Source organism: Bacillus sp. FSL K6-0994, assembly GCF_038630815.1.
Taxonomy (GTDB): domain Bacteria; phylum Bacillota; class Bacilli; order Bacillales; family Bacillaceae; genus Bacillus; species Bacillus safensis.
In genome coordinates this window covers 2,948,792-2,964,836 of record NZ_CP152043.1, presented here as the reverse complement: position 1 = coordinate 2,964,836, position 16,045 = coordinate 2,948,792, and the positions used below count along the sequence as shown (strand labels likewise).

Here is a 16,045-nt window from a genome sequence, read left to right as displayed (position 1 = left end):
GATCAATTCATCGATCCTTACAATGAATCAATATACGGCCCAATTCTTAACAATTTATGAAGATCCAATTTTTTGAAAATGAATGTGACGAATTGATGGCAGATGGTCAAATTCATAAACTGTTAAGGTTTATGCTGTATCTTTTCATATAGCTAGATGATATATAGTAAAGACATAAAAGAAAGAGCATCACATTACATGAGGTGAGAGACATGACCCATCGAATATTAGTCGTAGAAGATGATCAGGATATTGGTGACCTTCTGCAGGAATCCCTTACACGTGCAGGATATGAGGTGCTAAGAGCGATGAATGGCGAGCAAGCATTGAAGCTTGTGGAGGATTCGCTCGATTTGGTGATCTTAGATGTGATGATGCCGGGGCTCTCAGGCATCGAAACATGCCAACACATAAGAGCCTCATCTAACGTTCCGATTCTATTTCTGACAGCCAAGTCGAGCACTTTCGATAAAACTGAAGGATTACTTGCCGGCGGGGATGATTATATGACAAAGCCCTTCTCAGAAGATGAGCTTCATGCTAGAGTCATTGCACAATTACGCAGATATACCATTTATCAGGAAAAAAGGGAGCAGGAAGATACGTTTCTTGTCGGGGGCAAGCTGAGGGTAAGTGAAGAATTTAATGAAGTATGGAAAGAAAGCCAGCAAATTAAGCTTTCTGATCTAGAATATCGGATGTTAAAGCTGCTCATGAGCAGGCGAAACAAAATATTTTCTGCCCAAAATATTTATGAAAGCGTGTGGGGACAGCCCTATTTCTATTGTTCCAACAATACGGTGATGGTGCATATTCGAAAGCTTCGTGCCAAAATTGAAGATGATCCTGCGCGTCCTGTATATATCAAAACTGAATGGGGAAGAGGATACCGATTTGGCACATCGTAAATATACACTGGCCAAAAAGCTGTCACTGCTGATTTTGGCGGCTGCAATCGTGAGTGGTATTGTCTTTTTGACGCTGCAAAAGATCACCAATGATTTGATCGATGGATATTTGAGTTCAGACGAGTATTACGAGCAGGAGTCAGCCAAGTACATTCAAAAATTCAGCCGCTATGTGTCTGAGAATGAGCTGTCTTCAACGGATCGAAAAGCGTTTGGCGAGTGGGTGAAAAAAGAAAATTACATTAATTTGACCATCTTCAAGGATCAAGTGCTGCAATATGACTCTATTTATTCCGCTGACGATGAATCGGCGTACGGAAAAGAAAGGATGACCCAGTACGCTGAGCATCATTCATATCCGGTTCAGTTTAGCGACGGTAAAGGCTGCGTCATGGTGGACGGTTTCTATTCATCTCGCTACCACGATCTTGCCTTTACACTCGAGCTGCTCGGGGCGACGCTTATTTTTCTCCTCATTGTTCTTCTCGGTATTCGCAAAAGTCTGCGCTATCTGCAAACGATTCATCAAGAGATTCATATTCTTGAAGGCGGAGAGCTGGACTATGAAATGACGGTAAAAGGGCATGATGAATTAGCGATGATTGCCAAAAGTATTGAGGATCTGCGTAAAGCCTTTTTGGACAAGCTTCAAGCCATTGATGAGCTGCAAGAAGAGAGCCGCAGCTTGGTCACCGAAATGTCCCATGATATGAGGACACCGCTGACGTCGCTGATGATGAATCTGGAGTTTGCGAAAAAAGAGGAGACTGGAGCGGATACCCGTAAGGATCAATATATAGCGAGTGCCTACGGGAAAGCACTGCAATTAAAAAATCTGTCTGACAATCTGTTTGCCTATTTTCTGCTGGATAAAGAACATGAATCTGAGCTTGAGACCGTTGCAGTCAAAGAGGTGATTTACGATCTTCTGTCAGATCAGGTGGCCATCCTGCATCAAGAGAACTTTAAGGTTCATCTTTTAGGAGAGCTGCCTGACAGCTATATCAATGTGAATGTCGAACTGCTTGGCCGAGTATTTGATAATGTGATGTCCAATTTACGGAAATACGCAGATCCTAAAAAGGATATCAATCTCACGTTTTTATCCGATCAAGAAATCTTTGAGATCCATGTCAGCAATGCGATAAAAGAGACAAAGGTTACGCCGGAAAGCAATGGACTTGGTGAACGAAGTATCAGACGAATGATGACCCGCATGCACGGGCAGTTTGAAAGTATAGAAAGGAACGATGTTTACTACATCGTGCTGCGATTTTGGAACATCAAAATGTAGAAAACAAATGAATATACTGGAATGGAGAGACAGCCCAATGAAACGATTCAACAATTTCCAAAAGATACCTGATCTCTTGCAAGGCCTTCTCAATATCTGTTTGTTCTTTTTGGCCATCGCTTTAAGCGTTCTCTTAATCAGTGAAACATGGTACATTGTCCAATTTGTTTATAAGACACTGTTCAACAAAGGAGAAAGCTATTATGGAATGCTTGGGGAACTGCTGATCTTCTTTATGTACTTTGAGTTTATTGCCTTAATTATTAAATACTTTAAATCTAACTTTCATTTTCCGCTTCGTTATTTTATTTATATAGGGATCACAGCTGTCATCCGTTTGATTATCATTGATCATGAAGAGGCAGTATCGACATTCTGGTGGGCGCTGGCCATTCTTGCCATGACCTGTGCACTCTTTATCGCGAGCAAAAGAAATGCTGCTCAAGAGCATGATGAAGTGAAGTAAGGAAAGAAGACGAACGATGACCGTTCGTCTTTTATGTATAGAATGATTCATGAAACACCGTGTGATGTACATGTAACAAGTGCCTTTATGTGTGATGACAAACAACATGTTCCTGGCTTATTTACTTACTGACACGTACACATATACAATTTTCATCGTATAGTGTTTGTTCAGCTAAGGAATTGGAGGAAGAACATGATTAAATTAATTATTACGGATTTAGACGGCACCTTTTTAAACCGCCAAGGATCATTTGATCAAGCTTTATTTCAGAAAATAAAAGCATTAATGGAAGAGAAAAATGTGGCGTTCGCTCCTTGTACGGGTAAGCAGTGTGAACGAGTAGAGGCATTGTTTGGTGATGATGCAAAGGATTTTTGGATTTTAGGGGATAGTGCAACGCGAATTAAAAAGGATGGGCAATTTGTTTATGAATCATTAATAAAAAATGATCTAGGTTTATCGATCATCCATAAGCTGGAGGAGATAAGCAAAGAGCAGACGATCATTGCATGTACGAAAGATGGTGCAGTGGTCAATGAGCATTTATCTGAGAGTGAAATGAGATTTGTGACGGGCTCTTATACAAATGTACTCAAGGTATCAAACTTTGCAGACATACAAGATGACTTTGTGAAAATTACCGTTCATGATCCTGAGGCAAAATGCGTACAGACAAGGGAGAGAATAAGTGAATTCTTTGAACAAGTATATGTTGTTGCTTCAGAGGGTACGTGGATCGACATTGCCAATATTGGCGTTCACAAAGGAACCACCGTGAAACAGCTTCAGCACATATTGGGTGTGACAGAAGAGGAAACGATGGCATTCGGTGATGGTCGTAATGATCTAGAACTGATGGAATCCGCTCAATACAGTTTTGCTGTAAGAAATGCCATCCAAGAGGTAAAAGATGCTGCTCATTTTATTACGCTTTCAAATGAAGAGAGCGGGGTCATGCATACGATTCAAAAAATCCTAAGCTTGCAGCCTTAATCGTACTCAATTAAGAAGACGAACTTGTCCAGTTCGTCTTTTTTCATGTCTGGACATTGACGAGATGAACACTCGGTCGTTATCTGTCTATTAATGAACGGTTAGGGTCAGATTGACAATTGATTGTCATGCGTCTAAAAAGTAGAATATGAGTAACAATAAATAAACAGTTGCTCATTAATGAATAAGTGTTTGTTGTGGTGAGTGATCAGCTGGATAAAAGGTTTTTCCTGATGTACGTCTTCATATGGTATGCTTTAGAAGCCTTATCTTTCCATCGGCATCGATCATCATGATTCTATGAACAGGGGTCGATCATATGCGAAGTATTCAAAGTTTTTTAGTAGAACAGCTGCTTATTTTGACGAAAAAGAAACTCAACGTAAATGATTATCTAGAAGAACGAAGAAGGGCAAATCAATTACCTTATGAATTGCCTGAAAAACTTAAGAATAAGTACAAAATCACTCAAAATCACTCGTTTCCAGTCGATACGTATATGCTGAAATCAAATGTCCAGCCGGATGACCATCAAGTGTTGTTTATACACGGTGGCGGCTATATTGAACAGCCTTTGACTTGGCATTGGCGTTTTTTAGACCGATTGACGAAGCAATTAAATAGTACGGTGTATGTGCCGGTTTATCCAAAAGCACCAAACCATCAGTATATGGATGCGATCGAAAGTGTCCTTCCTGTGTACCAAGCTCTTTTAGAGAAAGGAACGCCTGAAAATATCGTCATCATGGGTGATTCTGCTGGCGGAGGTTTATCGTTAGCCTTTGCTCAATACTTGGCAAAAAAGGGATTGCCGCAGCCAGGGAATATCATTCTTTTATCACCATGGCTAGATGTTACATTAAGTAACCCTGATATCGCTGCTATGGTTCCAAAAGAACCAATGCTCAATCTAGCATTATTAATTGAAGCAGGAAAAAGATATGCGGGTGACATGGATGAAACACACTACTTCGTCAGTCCAATCTATGGAGAGATCAAGTCACTGGGACGAATTTCTGTTTTTATAGGCACTCACGAATTCTTCCTCCCAGATGCCCGTAAATTCAAAGAGATGGCAGATAAGCAGGGGGTTCCAATAAACTATATAGAATATCCTAAAATGAATCACGTGTTTCCTGTCTTCCCTATACCAGAAGCAAAAAAAGCGTTAAACCAAATTGTCGCGATTATTGAAAGTAATACCTTTCCTTTGAAAGAGTGCAATGAATAAGAAATAGAAATGAGGATGACTAGCGCGGCTGGCCATTCTTGTTTCTGTTTGAAGGAGCGAAAAAATTGACAGACATCAAGACCGAACCATTCTCGTTTGCAAGTATGCAGCAGGCAGTCCCTGTACATATTCCAGAAAGACAATACATTTCATCACATGATGGTACAAGCCTTGCGTATTATCCATTTTTATCAGAAAAGAAGACGCAGGCCAATGTGATCTTAATTCATGGCGGTGGTGCTCATAGTTTGGCTGGTTATGAGCATATCGCCCATACGCTGCAGCATGAATTTCATGTGAATACGTTTTTGCTCGATCTAAGAGGTCACGGCCATTCGGATGGAAAAAAGGGTGATACACCTAATATCACGGATGTGTGGCAGGATATTTCGCAGATCGTGGATGCGGTTAAACAGAAGCATAAAGGAGCCGTTTATCTTTGCGGTCATTCATCTGGAGCGGGATTGCTGTTAAACTATCTATCTTGGCAAGAAAAAAGAGAGGTTGATGGCTACTTTTTTATTGCACCTGAATTTGGCTATCAATCAGATACTGCGAGGCCAGATCAAATTCCTTTTGCGGCCGTTCAAGTATGGAAATTCGTTCTGTCTGCTATGACAAAAGGAATGATGATGGGTCATTATGAAGCCGTACGTTTTCATTATCCAAAATGGGCAGTCGAGCAGGATCCGCTTTTATTGACAGCCATCACCGTCAAACTATCTTTTGCCTTAACCCCATCAGCACCTAAAAAACAATTTGCGAGAATGGATCGGCCATATGCGATGTTAGTAGGCAGCGAGGATGAACTGTTTGATATAGAAAAATTTCCTGCCTATCATGAGCTGCCAAATGAATCGATCCAACAACAATCAGTCTATCAAGTGCTGGATGGACACACTCATTTGTCGATTCTACTAGAAGTGGGAAAACAGATTGGAGGAACTATCCAAGTGTGGAATCATTCTATTTAGCATGAACAACTAGTCAACACTCTCCCGTTTTCTTAAAAATTTACATTGACACCATCCTTTTCTATGATAAAATCATAGTGTGATAATGAGAATCGTTATCAAACGATATGACTACATATAGAATGGATAGGTGAGGTACATGTTCAAGAAATCTTTTTGGTCGCTTTTAGTTGTGCTCTCCATCGTTTTACTTGCAGCTTGCGGCAGCAATGGCAGTAACGGCAAGTCAGATAGTAAAGAGAAAACAAGAACCGTTGAAAGCGCTATCGGTTCAACTGAAATTAAAGGATCGCCTAAACGTGTGGTGACACTGTACCAAGGAGCAACGGATGCAGCAGTCGCTATGGGCATTAAACCAGTAGGTGTTGTTGAATCATGGCTTGAAGCACCTACGTATAAATATTTAAGAGATGACTTAAAGGATGTTAAAATTGTTGGGCAGGAAACACAGCCAAACTTAGAGGAAATTGAAAAGCTCAAGCCTGATTTGATCATTGCATCGAAAATCCGCCACGAGCAAATTTTTGATCAGCTGAAAGAAATCGCTCCAACTGTTGCAACAGAAACAGTGTTCACCTTTAAAGACACAGTGAAATTAATGGGTGAAGCATTAAACAAGCAAGACAAATCAAAAGAATTGCTGACGAAGTGGGATGACCGCGTCGCTGATTTCAAAGAAAAAGCGAAAAAAGACATCAAAAACTGGCCGATGAGTGTATCTGTGGTGAACTTCCGTGCAGATCATGCTAGAATCTATCAAACTGGTTTCGCAGGGTCCATTTTAACAGAGCTAGGCTTTGAAGGACCTAAGAATGTCAAAGATAAAAAGCAAGACATCATTACACTTACAGATAAAGAGAGCATTCCGCAAATGGATGCAGATGTGATCTATTACTTTATGGATGAAAAGGATAAAGCAGTTGCAAAAGCATATAAAGAGTGGACAAGTCATCCTTTATGGAAGCAGCTTGACGCAGTGAAAGCGAAACAAGTGCATAAAGTAGATGAAATCACTTGGAACATGGGCGGCGGTATTATCGCAGCAAACATGATGCTTGATGATATTTACGATCGTCTAGGAATTGATAAATAAGACATAACAGAGGAGAAAATGTGAACATACCATTTTCTCCTTTTTTCCATAACAGATTGAAAGCGGGAATCAGATGAGAAGTTTATTAAAAAAGGATTCAAGCAAGGCACTGCTTTTTGCTGGATTCATTGTATTGATGTTGGTCTTTTTTATGCTCAGTATTTCCCTTGGGCAAACCTCTATTTCCCTCAAAGCCACCATCCATGCTTTTCTTCAATTTGATGAATCGGATCCAAACAGTGTCATTGTCATGACATCCAGATTATCAAGAGCTTTAATCGCAACGGTCGTTGGATCTAGCCTGGCGATTTCAGGTGCACTCATGCAGGCATTGACAAGAAATCCGCTTGCGGCGCCTGATTTATTAGGAATTAATGCAGGCGGGCTATTTTTTATCGTGATTTCGATTGTTTTCTTTTCAACAGAGTCGTTAACAGGCTATATGTGGACAGCCTTTCTAGGCGCAGCGATTGCTGGGATGCTCGTTTTTCTATTGGGCTCCATTGGAAGAGATGGATTGACGCCGGTCAAAATTGTCCTTGCAGGTGCGGCGATATCTGCACTGTTTGCGTCTTTTACACAAGGTCTTTTAATCGTGAATGAACAGTCGATTCAAAGTATTCTGTTCTGGATGGCTGGTTCAGTGTCTGGAAGAAGCATTGATATGTTAATCCCTGTTTTGCCTTATATTTTAGGTGCGACTATTGTGGCGCTGCTTCTGGGACGTTCTATTAATGTTCTTTTGTCGGGAGACGATATTGCCAAAGGACTTGGCCAGCGTACACTGCTGCTGAAAATAACGATGGGTGTACTCGTTGTCTTTTTAGCAGGTGGTTCCGTCGCTGTTGCTGGTTCAATTGGTTTTGTTGGTTTTCTTGTGCCGCATATTGTGAAAAAGCTTGTCGGGCCTGACCACCGCTGGGTACTGCCGTATTGTGCCGTAGTGGGGGCGTCGCTTTTACTTGCCGCGGATCTGGCGGCTCGTTTTCTGATCATGCCGCAGGAAGTGCCCATTGGTGTCATGACGGCGGTAGCAGGAGCGCCTCTATTTGTTTATCTCGTGCGCAAGGGGTTGAAGACAGGTGGCTAAAACATATACAGTGCGTTCTAAAGGCGGGCGCATTTCATTTCAATTTTCAAAGCGGACATTTTTGATTTTACTTTTATTGACGGCCATTGCCTTTTGTTTATTTATTCTCAGTCTCAGTATGGGAAGCCGGTTCATTCAGCCGGTCGATGTGCTGCTTCATTTAATCGGTCAGGGAGAGGGGAATTCCTTTGTGTTAAATACGCTGAGGATTCCACGAACGCTGCTGGCTGTCTTAGTCGGAGCCGCTCTTGCGGTATCAGGGCTTATTTTGCAAGGATTGATCCGCAACCCGCTGGCATCACCTGACATCATTGGAATTACAAGTGGTGCTTCGTTTGGTGCGATTATGTTCATTGTCTTTTGGATGGGTACTGTGCCCATTGCTTATCAATCCTTATGGGCGATTGCGGGTGCTTTTGCAGTATCGTGCCTGATCTATTTGCTTTCATGGAAAAAAGGGGTCAAGCCGATCACACTTGTCCTGATGGGAATCGGGATTTCTGCCATTATGAAGGCATGTGTGACGTTTACGCTTGTACTTAGTGATACGATGACAACGACAAAGTCATACATCTGGCTGACGGGCAGCTTATATGGTTCTACGATGAAAGACGTCACTGCGATGCTTCCTTGGGTGATGATCATTTTACCGATTGTCATGGTGTTAGCAAGAACGATGAATGTAAAAGAACTTGGCGATGATCTTGCAACAGGTCTCGGGGTAAAAGTGCAGGCGAAACGATTATTCTTTCTCCTGATGAGTGTGACATTGGCTGGTGTTGCAGTCGCATTTGCAGGCGGCATTGAATTTGTTGGACTCATGGCGCCGCACGTTGCACGGATGATTATTGGCCGTTCTTTCATAGCACTTGTCCCAGCATCTGCGCTTGTTGGAAGTATTCTCGTGATGCTGGCTGATCTTGTGGCTAGAACCGCATTTCTACCGTTAGACGTCCCAGCAGGTGTATTTACGGCGGCCATTGGTGCACCATTCTTTATTTATTTGTTATATCAACAGCGAAATCGATAAACAGAAGATGGGGGTTTTGATATGAGGCCAGAGTGGGTTGAGAGAGAATTACTTGATTTTGGGGTACACATCACAAATGGACCAATGACATCTGATCGCACACTTGCTGCGCTTTTTTCAGAAGCAGCCGTCATGCGTTTATTAGAAGCTGAAAAGGAAGCGATGCATGCACCGAATCTGGCGGTAGCAGCTTCTATGTTTTCAAAGCGGTACGCCTACTTAGCCGTCAGTTCCTCTTTATACTTGATGACGCTGTATGACGGTGTCTATCAGTTTCCACCAGCAGCATGTGCATTTAGAGAGGATCGGAAAATTGAATTGGATGAGACGGCGTCTTCGTTTGTTCCACTAGAAGGAGACCGGCATGAGTGGAGAGAGAAGGTCGTGCGTGCACTGTTTACGGAGTGTGTCACGCCTCTTTTAGACGTGCTGAACCGCACATCAAAACTCTCTTATCGTATTTTATGGGAAAATGTAGCGGTACGAATCAACTCTCTTTATCGAAGCATGATGCGGGAAGCGGAAGAACCTGCGGTGAAGCAGCGTGTGCGGGAGGATTATCTGTATCTGAAGCAAGCGGCTGGTGATGTATTCGGAGCTCAGCAAAATCCATTTCAGCACAGCCTAAACCTAGACGACAGTTTACTAGAAACATCCAACCGGAAGACCTGCTGTATGTATTATAAGCTTGAGAAAAAATCGGAGAGTCTCGATTATTGTCTTGTTTGTCCGCTTGAACAAAAGAAAGGCACTGCTTGCTCGTAGCAGTGCCCTTTTTTTATTCCCAAATCTCGCTTGCCCATTCAGGATGATCAATAAAAGGGTTGCGGTTGTGCTGATACGTTTGATAGATAATCTCATTGCGGTTCCGTTCGATTTGATCGACTGGGTCCTGCTTGTGCCATTTGAGAAGTACAGACATTTTGCCGTGAAGGGGAGAGCTTCCATTATTCACTTTGTCGTTCAATTCTAAATCTGGAAAGCGGTCATCGCCTTCGTAGCGAACCGCCATATAAAAGAGCATTCTCGCGACATCTCCTTTGACCCGGCTGTGAGGTTCGAATGAGTCGCTGTCGTAGAAGTTGCCCGGCGCTCCTTTGTATTCATTACCACCCGTGTCAAAATCTAAATTTCCGCGTGTGCTGTTCGTTTGCACATCTGTCGCACGAAGGTGATGGAGATCTGTCCCAGGCCCTTGGCTTGTCCCGAAATTGCCGTGAGACTTGGCCCAGACATGCTCCCGGTTCCACTGGCCCACATTTCCGCCATTCGACTGCTTTGAGCGGGAGGCACCACTATAAAGCAGCAGCACATTGTTTGGGTTATTGGGGTCTTCATCTGTTTCCTTTAATGCATTCCAAACCTGGCTGTAGGAGAGCTGCGTATGATCATCAATGATATCGTGTAAGGCTTTCTTAAGAGCGGGTCCTGACTTGCCAGCAGCAGATTGGTAATAGGAATCGATTTGACTTGTGGCGGCAGTTTGCGTTTGTTGTGCAGATGTTTCGTTTTGAAGCTGTAACGGGGAAAAGGTGATCGTTTGACTAGGTTCACTCAGATTGAAAACTTGAGCATTTGCAGCTGGAGGCAGCGGGGCGGCGAATGTGCCGAATATCATGATTCCGGCGGCCACAGTTCCAAATAAAGTTCTTTTCATTCGATTTCCTCCTTGATAGGGAATGTATTCTCTTTATTTCTATCATATTGCCATGAAGAAATAAATGGATTTCTCGTAAATTTTATGTAATAAGTTCGTAGGAAAAGAGATTGCTATTTTAAGCGCATTCCTGTATAAGTGGGCTTATAAGGATGGACAGCAAGGGAGAGGATGGATCACGTGAAAGAACTGCAAACACCTTCAAGAACGATTATGACACCGGGACCCGTAGAAGTAGACCCGAGAGTACTCCGTGTAATGAGCACGCCTATTCTCGGTCAATTTGATCCAGCATTTACACACATTATGAATGAAACAATGACCTTATTGCGGTCACTTTTTCAAACAGAAAACAGATGGGCTTATCCAATTGACGGTACGTCCCGTTCAGGGCTTGAAGCTGTGCTCGCCAGTGTGATTGAGCCGGGAGATTCAATGCTTGTGCCTGTCTTTGGCCGTTTCGGTCACCTGCTCATTGAAATAGGACAGCGCTACGGTGCTGAGGTACATACAATGGAATGTGAATGGGGGACGGTTTTTGACCCTGAAGACATCATCAAAGAAATAAAGCAGGTCAAGCCTAAAATCGTTGCCATGGTTCATGGGGAAACATCCACCGGGCGATTACAGCCGCTCAAGCAAATCGGGCAAGCATGCCGGGCTCTTGATGCGCTGTTCATTGTAGACGCTGTGGCAACCATTGGCGGTGTCGAGGTAAAAGTGGATGAATGGAAAATTGATGCGGCGATTGGCGGCACGCAGAAATGTTTATCTGTTCCATCAGGTATGTCACCTATTACGTATAATGACCGGGTCGCAGCTGTCATTGAATCGAGAAAGAAAGTAGAAAAAGGCATTGCGACACAGGATGAATTACAAAAACAAATGGACATTTCTCCAATCAAAACCAATTATTTTGATTTAAGCCAGCTTCAGGATTATTGGAGCCCAAGACGATTAAATCATCATACAGAAGCGACAACGATGCTCTATGCACTGCGAGAAGGGGTTCGTCTTGTGCTGGAAGAAGGGCTGTCTGAACGTTTTCAAAGGCACGCATTTCATGAGAAAGCCTTGATGAAAGGTCTTGAAGCAATGGGGCTTGAATTGTTTGGTGATCCAGATTGTAAAATGCCGGTTGTGACTTGTATTGTCATTCCAAGTGGTATTGACGGAGAAGCGGTCCGTGCCGACCTGCTCCATCATTTTGGGGTTGAGATTGCAAGCTCCTTTGGACCACTTGCCGGCCGTATATGGAGAATTGGGACAATGGGCTACAGCTGCCGAAAGGAAAATGTGCTGTTTGTGTTAGCAGGGCTTGAAGCGATCCTCATCAAACATGGTGCGTCTATCCATTGCGGAGCAGGGCTTCAGGCGGCTCTTTCTATCTATGAACAAGCTGAATAACGATATCTAAAATACCCGCCATTGGCGGGTGTTTTTATTTTGGAAAAGAACGCTAATTTTTGAAAAACTAGACTTATAGATGAGGTTATCGCTATACTGGAGAAGTTCTCACCATTTTTGTCATCATTTTCATTTATTTTGCAGAAAGAGGTTTTTATATGAAGAAGATGGGCAGATTATACATTTTGATGCTCAATATTTTTATTGCCATGCTTGGCTTTGGCCTCATTGTACCTGTTATGCCGAGTTACATCGAAGCCTTTGGTGCAACAGGGAAAACACTCGGTTTTCTTGTCGCTGCAACAGGTTTTACACAATTTGCGTTATCGCCGGTTGCCGGGGCACTGACCGATCGATTTGGACGAAGAAAATTGATCATTGCGGGGATTGCGGGTTTTACGATTGCTCAGTTTATTTTTGCTTTTGCTGATCAGCTTTGGATGCTGTTCGTGTCTCGGTTTTTAGGCGGTGCTGCCGGGGCTTTGCTCATGCCGGCCATGTTTGCATACATCGCTGATATCACAAGTGAAAAGGATCGAGGGAAAGGAATGGGTCTATTCAGTGCAGCGATGACACTAGGTTTTGTCATTGGGCCTGGCGTAGGCGGCTATTTGGTTGAGTACGGGATCGCATTTCCATTTCTGATTGCCGGTTCCTTTGCTGCTCTTTCTACTTTGTTATCCATCCTCTTCTTACCTGAAACATTAACAAAGGAAAAACAGGAAGAGGCGCGGCTCAACAAGGATATTCATTTCAATCCTTTTGTACAAATGATCGAGGCTCTAAGGACATCGTACGGCTTTTTGTTTATATTGGCCTTTGTCCTCAATTTCGGAATCATTCATTTTGAATCGATTTTCGGCTTATATGTAGACCAAAAACACGGATTTTCACCTAAAGATATTGCGTTTGTGATTACGGTTGCAGGTCTTGCCGGGGTGCTTGTCCAGGGTGCGTTAGTGAATGCCTGTGTGAAACGATTTGGGGAGATGAGAGTCGTGCGTTATGCGCTGTTAGGTGCGGCTTTCATGCTGATCGCCTGCCGTTTTGCGCCGTCCTTTTGGTTGATTTTTACAGGTTCGATTTTATTTTTATCGGCTACGTCATTCGTCCGTCCAGCCCTCAATACATTGCTGTCCAAGATGGCAGGCAATCAGCAAGGGGTAGCAGGCGGTCTCAATACATCCTTTATGAGCCTTGCCAATATCGTCGGACCGAGTCTTGCGGGTATATTATTTGATATGAATATTGAGTTTCCTTTTATGTTTGGAACACTGGTGCTTTGCGTAAGCTTCGCTGCATCCATCGTGTGGGGGAAAAAAGTGCAGCATGCTTCGGCAGCTTCTTAAAATTTGCTGATAAAAAACCGATCAGGACGAATTGATCGGTTTTTTATGATGGGCATCATCTTTCATATTTCACGACAGGTGATTTTTCTTTATGAAGTGCATGAATCATCGCTTCATCTACGTGTAAATGCTCCTTCACTAATTGAGGCGGGGTTAAGGCCATCCACTGATTCAACGAAATATCTGCAAACCGGTCACTTTTAAAAATCTCTAAAAACCAAATGCTCGTTTGGCCGATATTTTGGATGTAATGCCCCATGCCAAAAGGAACATATCCAACATCACCGGCTCTGTAATTAAAGGTGCGGGCAGTACCTCCTGCTCCAAAGACCGTCATTTTAGCTGTACCTGTTAAATAGTATTGCCACTCATCATTATTAGGGTGCCAGTGCATTTCTCTCATGCCGCCAGGTTTTACTTCAACAAGTGCAGCTGCAATCGTTTTTGAAATCGGGAAATTCCGTGAATCGACAATTCGGACGGTTCCGCCAGAGGTCGTTATCGGGTTTTGACGAAGAAGCTGGTGCGTAAATGGCGGCTTGATGCTGCCGTATGGATCAGATACCATTTGGCTTTCTAAGGATGACGGCGGCGAGCCTTGAAACATATAGCGCTGCTTTTTCGGAATATGGTCAAACAATTTCTTAGGAACACCAAAATTGGCGGAGAGAATCTCTTTCGGTGTATGGGCAAACCAGTCTGTGATCGTGAATGTATCAAATTCAGAAAAATCGCCATCATCAAATACAAGAAGGAACTCACAACCATCCTCAAGTCCTTGAATAGAGTGCGGGATACCAGGTGGAAAATACCACAAATCGCCTTCTTCTATATCAGCCATCATATTTCGCCCTTCTGCATCTACAGATGTGATGCGAGCTTTGCCTAAAATCATATATGCCCATTCCGCCTGCTTATGCCAATGAAGCTCACGAACACCTCCGCGTGTGAGCCGCATATTGACACCTGCAATCGTTGTTGAAACCGGCAGCTCCCGCTTTGTAATTTCCCTCGACCAGCCGCCGTGATTCAAATGCATGTGTGTATCAGAAAATGAAAATTTTAAATTGGGGATTGTTCCGGCATCGGTTTTAGGGGGAACGAGCATATCTGGGTTCTCTATATCTCGAAGGACATCGCGCGGGCCTAAGTCGGTGGCACCCGCGCCATCCTTTCGAATGGGCTGCGGGATGTGACGGAGCTCATCATCCATTTATCATCCCTCCTTGAGTCTCATTTTTCTCCTCCAAACTATATGAAGTTTCAGAAGAAAAAATTCAATCAGGATGGGATGAGAGAAACATTTGAATACGGAATGCTAAGCGCAGCCGCAATGTTGCGTCAGAATCTTTTAAGCTGATTCGAAGCAATTCTTCACACTTCTCGAGGCGATAAATGACCGTGTTGCGATGAATGGACAATCGTTTGGCTGTTTCTGAAATGTGGCAATGGGTTTCTAAATAGACAGATAAGGTGTGAAGAAGGCTTTGATCGACTTGTGATGGTTCAGATAACGGGTGAAGGTGCAGCTGGTGAAACGTGATCATATCCTTTCTTGGAATGAGCCTTAGTAAATCTGGCACATCCTTCGCTTGATAAAATTGAATATATTCAGTACGCGATGAGAGATGTCCTGTTTGAAGAGCCTCTAATGCTTCATTGTAGCTTTCAGACAGATGGGAGATGAGGCAGCCCGTCAAGCTCACCCCAAAAGAAATAGTATGATTCACTTGCAGTTTAACAAGCATCTGCAACTGTTTTAAAAAAGAGCTGAGCCTGCCGCTAACCTCTGGCCAACTGCCAGTCTCCTCCATCAATACAACACCCATATCACCTTTGACAAACAGAAAAGCAGGAAATGGGCAGCTTGGAAGTGCACTTTCGAGCAGATCAACCACTTGATCCAAAACCATTTGCTGCTTCATAAAACATGTGGAATCACTGCGCTCGTCAAGCTGACAGATCATACATAGATAGCGGCATTCGGCGTTTAATCCAAATGCCTGAGCGAAATGTAAGGGATCTTGCTGGGAAGACGATGCCCTCTCTATCCATTTGCGAAAGCCCTCATTTCTGGCACGCTTGGCCGTTTGCAGGGCGGCATATTGTCTCATACGTGCAATCGACATTTCGTTTACTGCTTTTGCAATGATCCCATGCAAAGTTTTATTCTGCGGGTGAATGAAAGCAAGGATGACCAGATAATCACATGTTTGTTCGTTTAGATCAATTGGAAAGATGGAAAAGGTTTGTTTTGCATGTATCATTGAAAAAGAATGAGTTGTCCTGCTTTGGAAAAAGGGGAGAATGTGCATCCATTCTAGGCTCGTGATCATGGGGTGCGAGGTATAGAGAATACGTCCATGCTGGTTAAACAAATAGATGGGCTTGTGAATCTTTTTGGCCAATTTTTGTAAAATTTCAAACTGATTATCGTCTATGTTCATATCCACTGGGTCTCCTTTATTGGTGAAGATGAATAAAAAAATGGACAATCACTGTCAACATCTCTGATATGCATTTTATGTTATCAGCTAAAATCATTTTAGA

15 protein-coding genes are annotated in these 16,045 nt (G+C 43.1%); 12 read left to right on the top strand and 3 right to left on the bottom strand.

Features of this window, described 5'->3' with window-relative positions; all coding sequences use genetic code 11:
- Positions 1-212: 212 nt before the first annotated feature.
- From MHB69_RS15590 to MHB69_RS15545, 10 genes are all read left to right on the top strand, one after another.
- A complete protein-coding gene (locus MHB69_RS15590; RefSeq protein WP_061110046.1) occupies positions 213-908 on the top strand; it encodes a response regulator transcription factor in 696 nt (231 codons plus the stop codon).
- The gene (locus MHB69_RS15585; protein ID WP_061110045.1) at positions 895-2,202 is read left to right on the top strand and encodes a HAMP domain-containing sensor histidine kinase; all 1,308 of its coding nucleotides are present in this window, start codon (positions 895-897) and stop codon (positions 2,200-2,202) included. Before MHB69_RS15590 ends, MHB69_RS15585 begins: the two co-directional genes overlap by 14 nt.
- Before the next feature lie 37 nt (positions 2,203-2,239).
- Positions 2,240-2,668, top strand: a complete 429-nt coding sequence (psiE, locus tag MHB69_RS15580; RefSeq protein WP_041115758.1) for a phosphate-starvation-inducible protein PsiE — start codon at positions 2,240-2,242, stop codon at positions 2,666-2,668.
- A 195-nt stretch (positions 2,669-2,863) separates the two neighbouring features.
- Positions 2,864-3,664: an HAD family hydrolase gene (locus MHB69_RS15575; protein ID WP_061110044.1), complete on the top strand. Its 801-nt coding sequence runs from the start codon at positions 2,864-2,866 to the stop codon at positions 3,662-3,664.
- A gap of 319 nt (positions 3,665-3,983) precedes the next feature.
- Positions 3,984-4,895, top strand: coding sequence for an alpha/beta hydrolase (locus MHB69_RS15570; RefSeq protein WP_342495756.1), 912 nt, complete (start codon positions 3,984-3,986; stop codon positions 4,893-4,895).
- 65 nt (positions 4,896-4,960) lie between these two features.
- Positions 4,961-5,869, top strand: coding sequence for an alpha/beta fold hydrolase (locus MHB69_RS15565; protein WP_342495755.1), 909 nt, complete (start codon positions 4,961-4,963; stop codon positions 5,867-5,869).
- A 139-nt stretch (positions 5,870-6,008) separates the two neighbouring features.
- Positions 6,009-6,962, top strand: a complete 954-nt coding sequence (locus MHB69_RS15560) for an iron-siderophore ABC transporter substrate-binding protein (RefSeq protein WP_342495754.1) — start codon at positions 6,009-6,011, stop codon at positions 6,960-6,962.
- A gap of 73 nt (positions 6,963-7,035) precedes the next feature.
- Positions 7,036-8,052, top strand: a complete 1,017-nt coding sequence (locus MHB69_RS15555; protein ID WP_034282660.1) for an iron ABC transporter permease — start codon at positions 7,036-7,038, stop codon at positions 8,050-8,052.
- Positions 8,045-9,082 (top strand): iron ABC transporter permease, encoded by a 1,038-nt coding sequence (locus MHB69_RS15550; protein ID WP_034282658.1) that lies wholly within the window; start codon positions 8,045-8,047, stop codon positions 9,080-9,082. Before MHB69_RS15555 ends, MHB69_RS15550 begins: the two co-directional genes overlap by 8 nt.
- 21 nt (positions 9,083-9,103) lie before the next feature.
- Positions 9,104-9,847 carry an IucA/IucC family C-terminal-domain containing protein gene (locus MHB69_RS15545; RefSeq protein WP_034282655.1) on the top strand — a complete coding sequence of 248 codons (744 nt, stop codon included), beginning with the start codon at positions 9,104-9,106 and terminating at the stop codon, positions 9,845-9,847.
- A 13-nt stretch (positions 9,848-9,860) separates the two neighbouring features.
- On the opposite strand, the gene MHB69_RS15540 is transcribed toward MHB69_RS15545, so the two are convergent.
- Positions 9,861-10,739: an endonuclease gene (locus tag MHB69_RS15540; protein WP_342495753.1), complete on the bottom strand. Its 879-nt coding sequence runs from the start codon at positions 10,737-10,739 to the stop codon at positions 9,861-9,863.
- Positions 10,740-10,910: 171 nt separating this feature from the next.
- On the opposite strand from MHB69_RS15540, the gene MHB69_RS15535 reads away from it, so the two are divergent.
- On the top strand, positions 10,911-12,146 hold the full coding sequence (locus MHB69_RS15535; protein ID WP_342495752.1) for an alanine--glyoxylate aminotransferase family protein: 1,236 nt from the start codon (positions 10,911-10,913) through the stop codon (positions 12,144-12,146).
- A 158-nt stretch (positions 12,147-12,304) separates the two neighbouring features.
- The gene (locus MHB69_RS15530) at positions 12,305-13,495 is read left to right on the top strand and encodes an MFS transporter (protein ID WP_211043440.1); all 1,191 of its coding nucleotides are present in this window, start codon (positions 12,305-12,307) and stop codon (positions 13,493-13,495) included.
- Between the two features lie 55 nt (positions 13,496-13,550).
- Here MHB69_RS15530 and MHB69_RS15525 read toward each other — a convergent pair whose 3' ends face one another.
- Positions 13,551-14,708 (bottom strand): oxalate decarboxylase family bicupin, encoded by a 1,158-nt coding sequence (locus MHB69_RS15525; protein ID WP_342495751.1) that lies wholly within the window; start codon positions 14,706-14,708, stop codon positions 13,551-13,553.
- 64 nt (positions 14,709-14,772) lie between these two features.
- Positions 14,773-15,942, bottom strand: a complete 1,170-nt coding sequence (locus MHB69_RS15520; RefSeq protein ID WP_342495750.1) for a helix-turn-helix domain-containing protein — start codon at positions 15,940-15,942, stop codon at positions 14,773-14,775.
- Positions 15,943-16,045 lie beyond the last annotated feature (103 nt).

What these genes read in the sequence shown, in the direction of transcription:
- MHB69_RS15590 (WP_061110046.1), top strand. Translation starts at nt 213, where the DNA reads ATGACCCATCGAATATTAGTCGTAGAAGATGATCAGGATATTGGTGAC.
- psiE (WP_041115758.1), top strand. Translation starts at nt 2,240, where the DNA reads ATGAAACGATTCAACAATTTCCAAAAGATACCTGATCTCTTGCAAGGC.
- MHB69_RS15575 (WP_061110044.1), top strand. Translation starts at nt 2,864, where the DNA reads ATGATTAAATTAATTATTACGGATTTAGACGGCACCTTTTTAAACCGC.
- MHB69_RS15570 (WP_342495756.1), top strand. Translation starts at nt 3,984, where the DNA reads ATGCGAAGTATTCAAAGTTTTTTAGTAGAACAGCTGCTTATTTTGACG.
- MHB69_RS15560 (WP_342495754.1), top strand. Translation starts at nt 6,009, where the DNA reads ATGTTCAAGAAATCTTTTTGGTCGCTTTTAGTTGTGCTCTCCATCGTT.
- MHB69_RS15555 (WP_034282660.1), top strand. Translation starts at nt 7,036, where the DNA reads ATGAGAAGTTTATTAAAAAAGGATTCAAGCAAGGCACTGCTTTTTGCT.
- MHB69_RS15545 (WP_034282655.1), top strand. Translation starts at nt 9,104, where the DNA reads ATGAGGCCAGAGTGGGTTGAGAGAGAATTACTTGATTTTGGGGTACAC.
- MHB69_RS15540 (WP_342495753.1), bottom strand. Translation starts at nt 10,739, where the DNA reads ATGAAAAGAACTTTATTTGGAACTGTGGCCGCCGGAATCATGATATTC.
- MHB69_RS15535 (WP_342495752.1), top strand. Translation starts at nt 10,911, where the DNA reads ATGGATCACGTGAAAGAACTGCAAACACCTTCAAGAACGATTATGACA.
- MHB69_RS15530 (WP_211043440.1), top strand. Translation starts at nt 12,305, where the DNA reads ATGAAGAAGATGGGCAGATTATACATTTTGATGCTCAATATTTTTATT.
- MHB69_RS15525 (WP_342495751.1), bottom strand. Translation starts at nt 14,708, where the DNA reads ATGGATGATGAGCTCCGTCACATCCCGCAGCCCATTCGAAAGGATGGC.
- MHB69_RS15520 (WP_342495750.1), bottom strand. Translation starts at nt 15,942, where the DNA reads ATGAACATAGACGATAATCAGTTTGAAATTTTACAAAAATTGGCCAAA.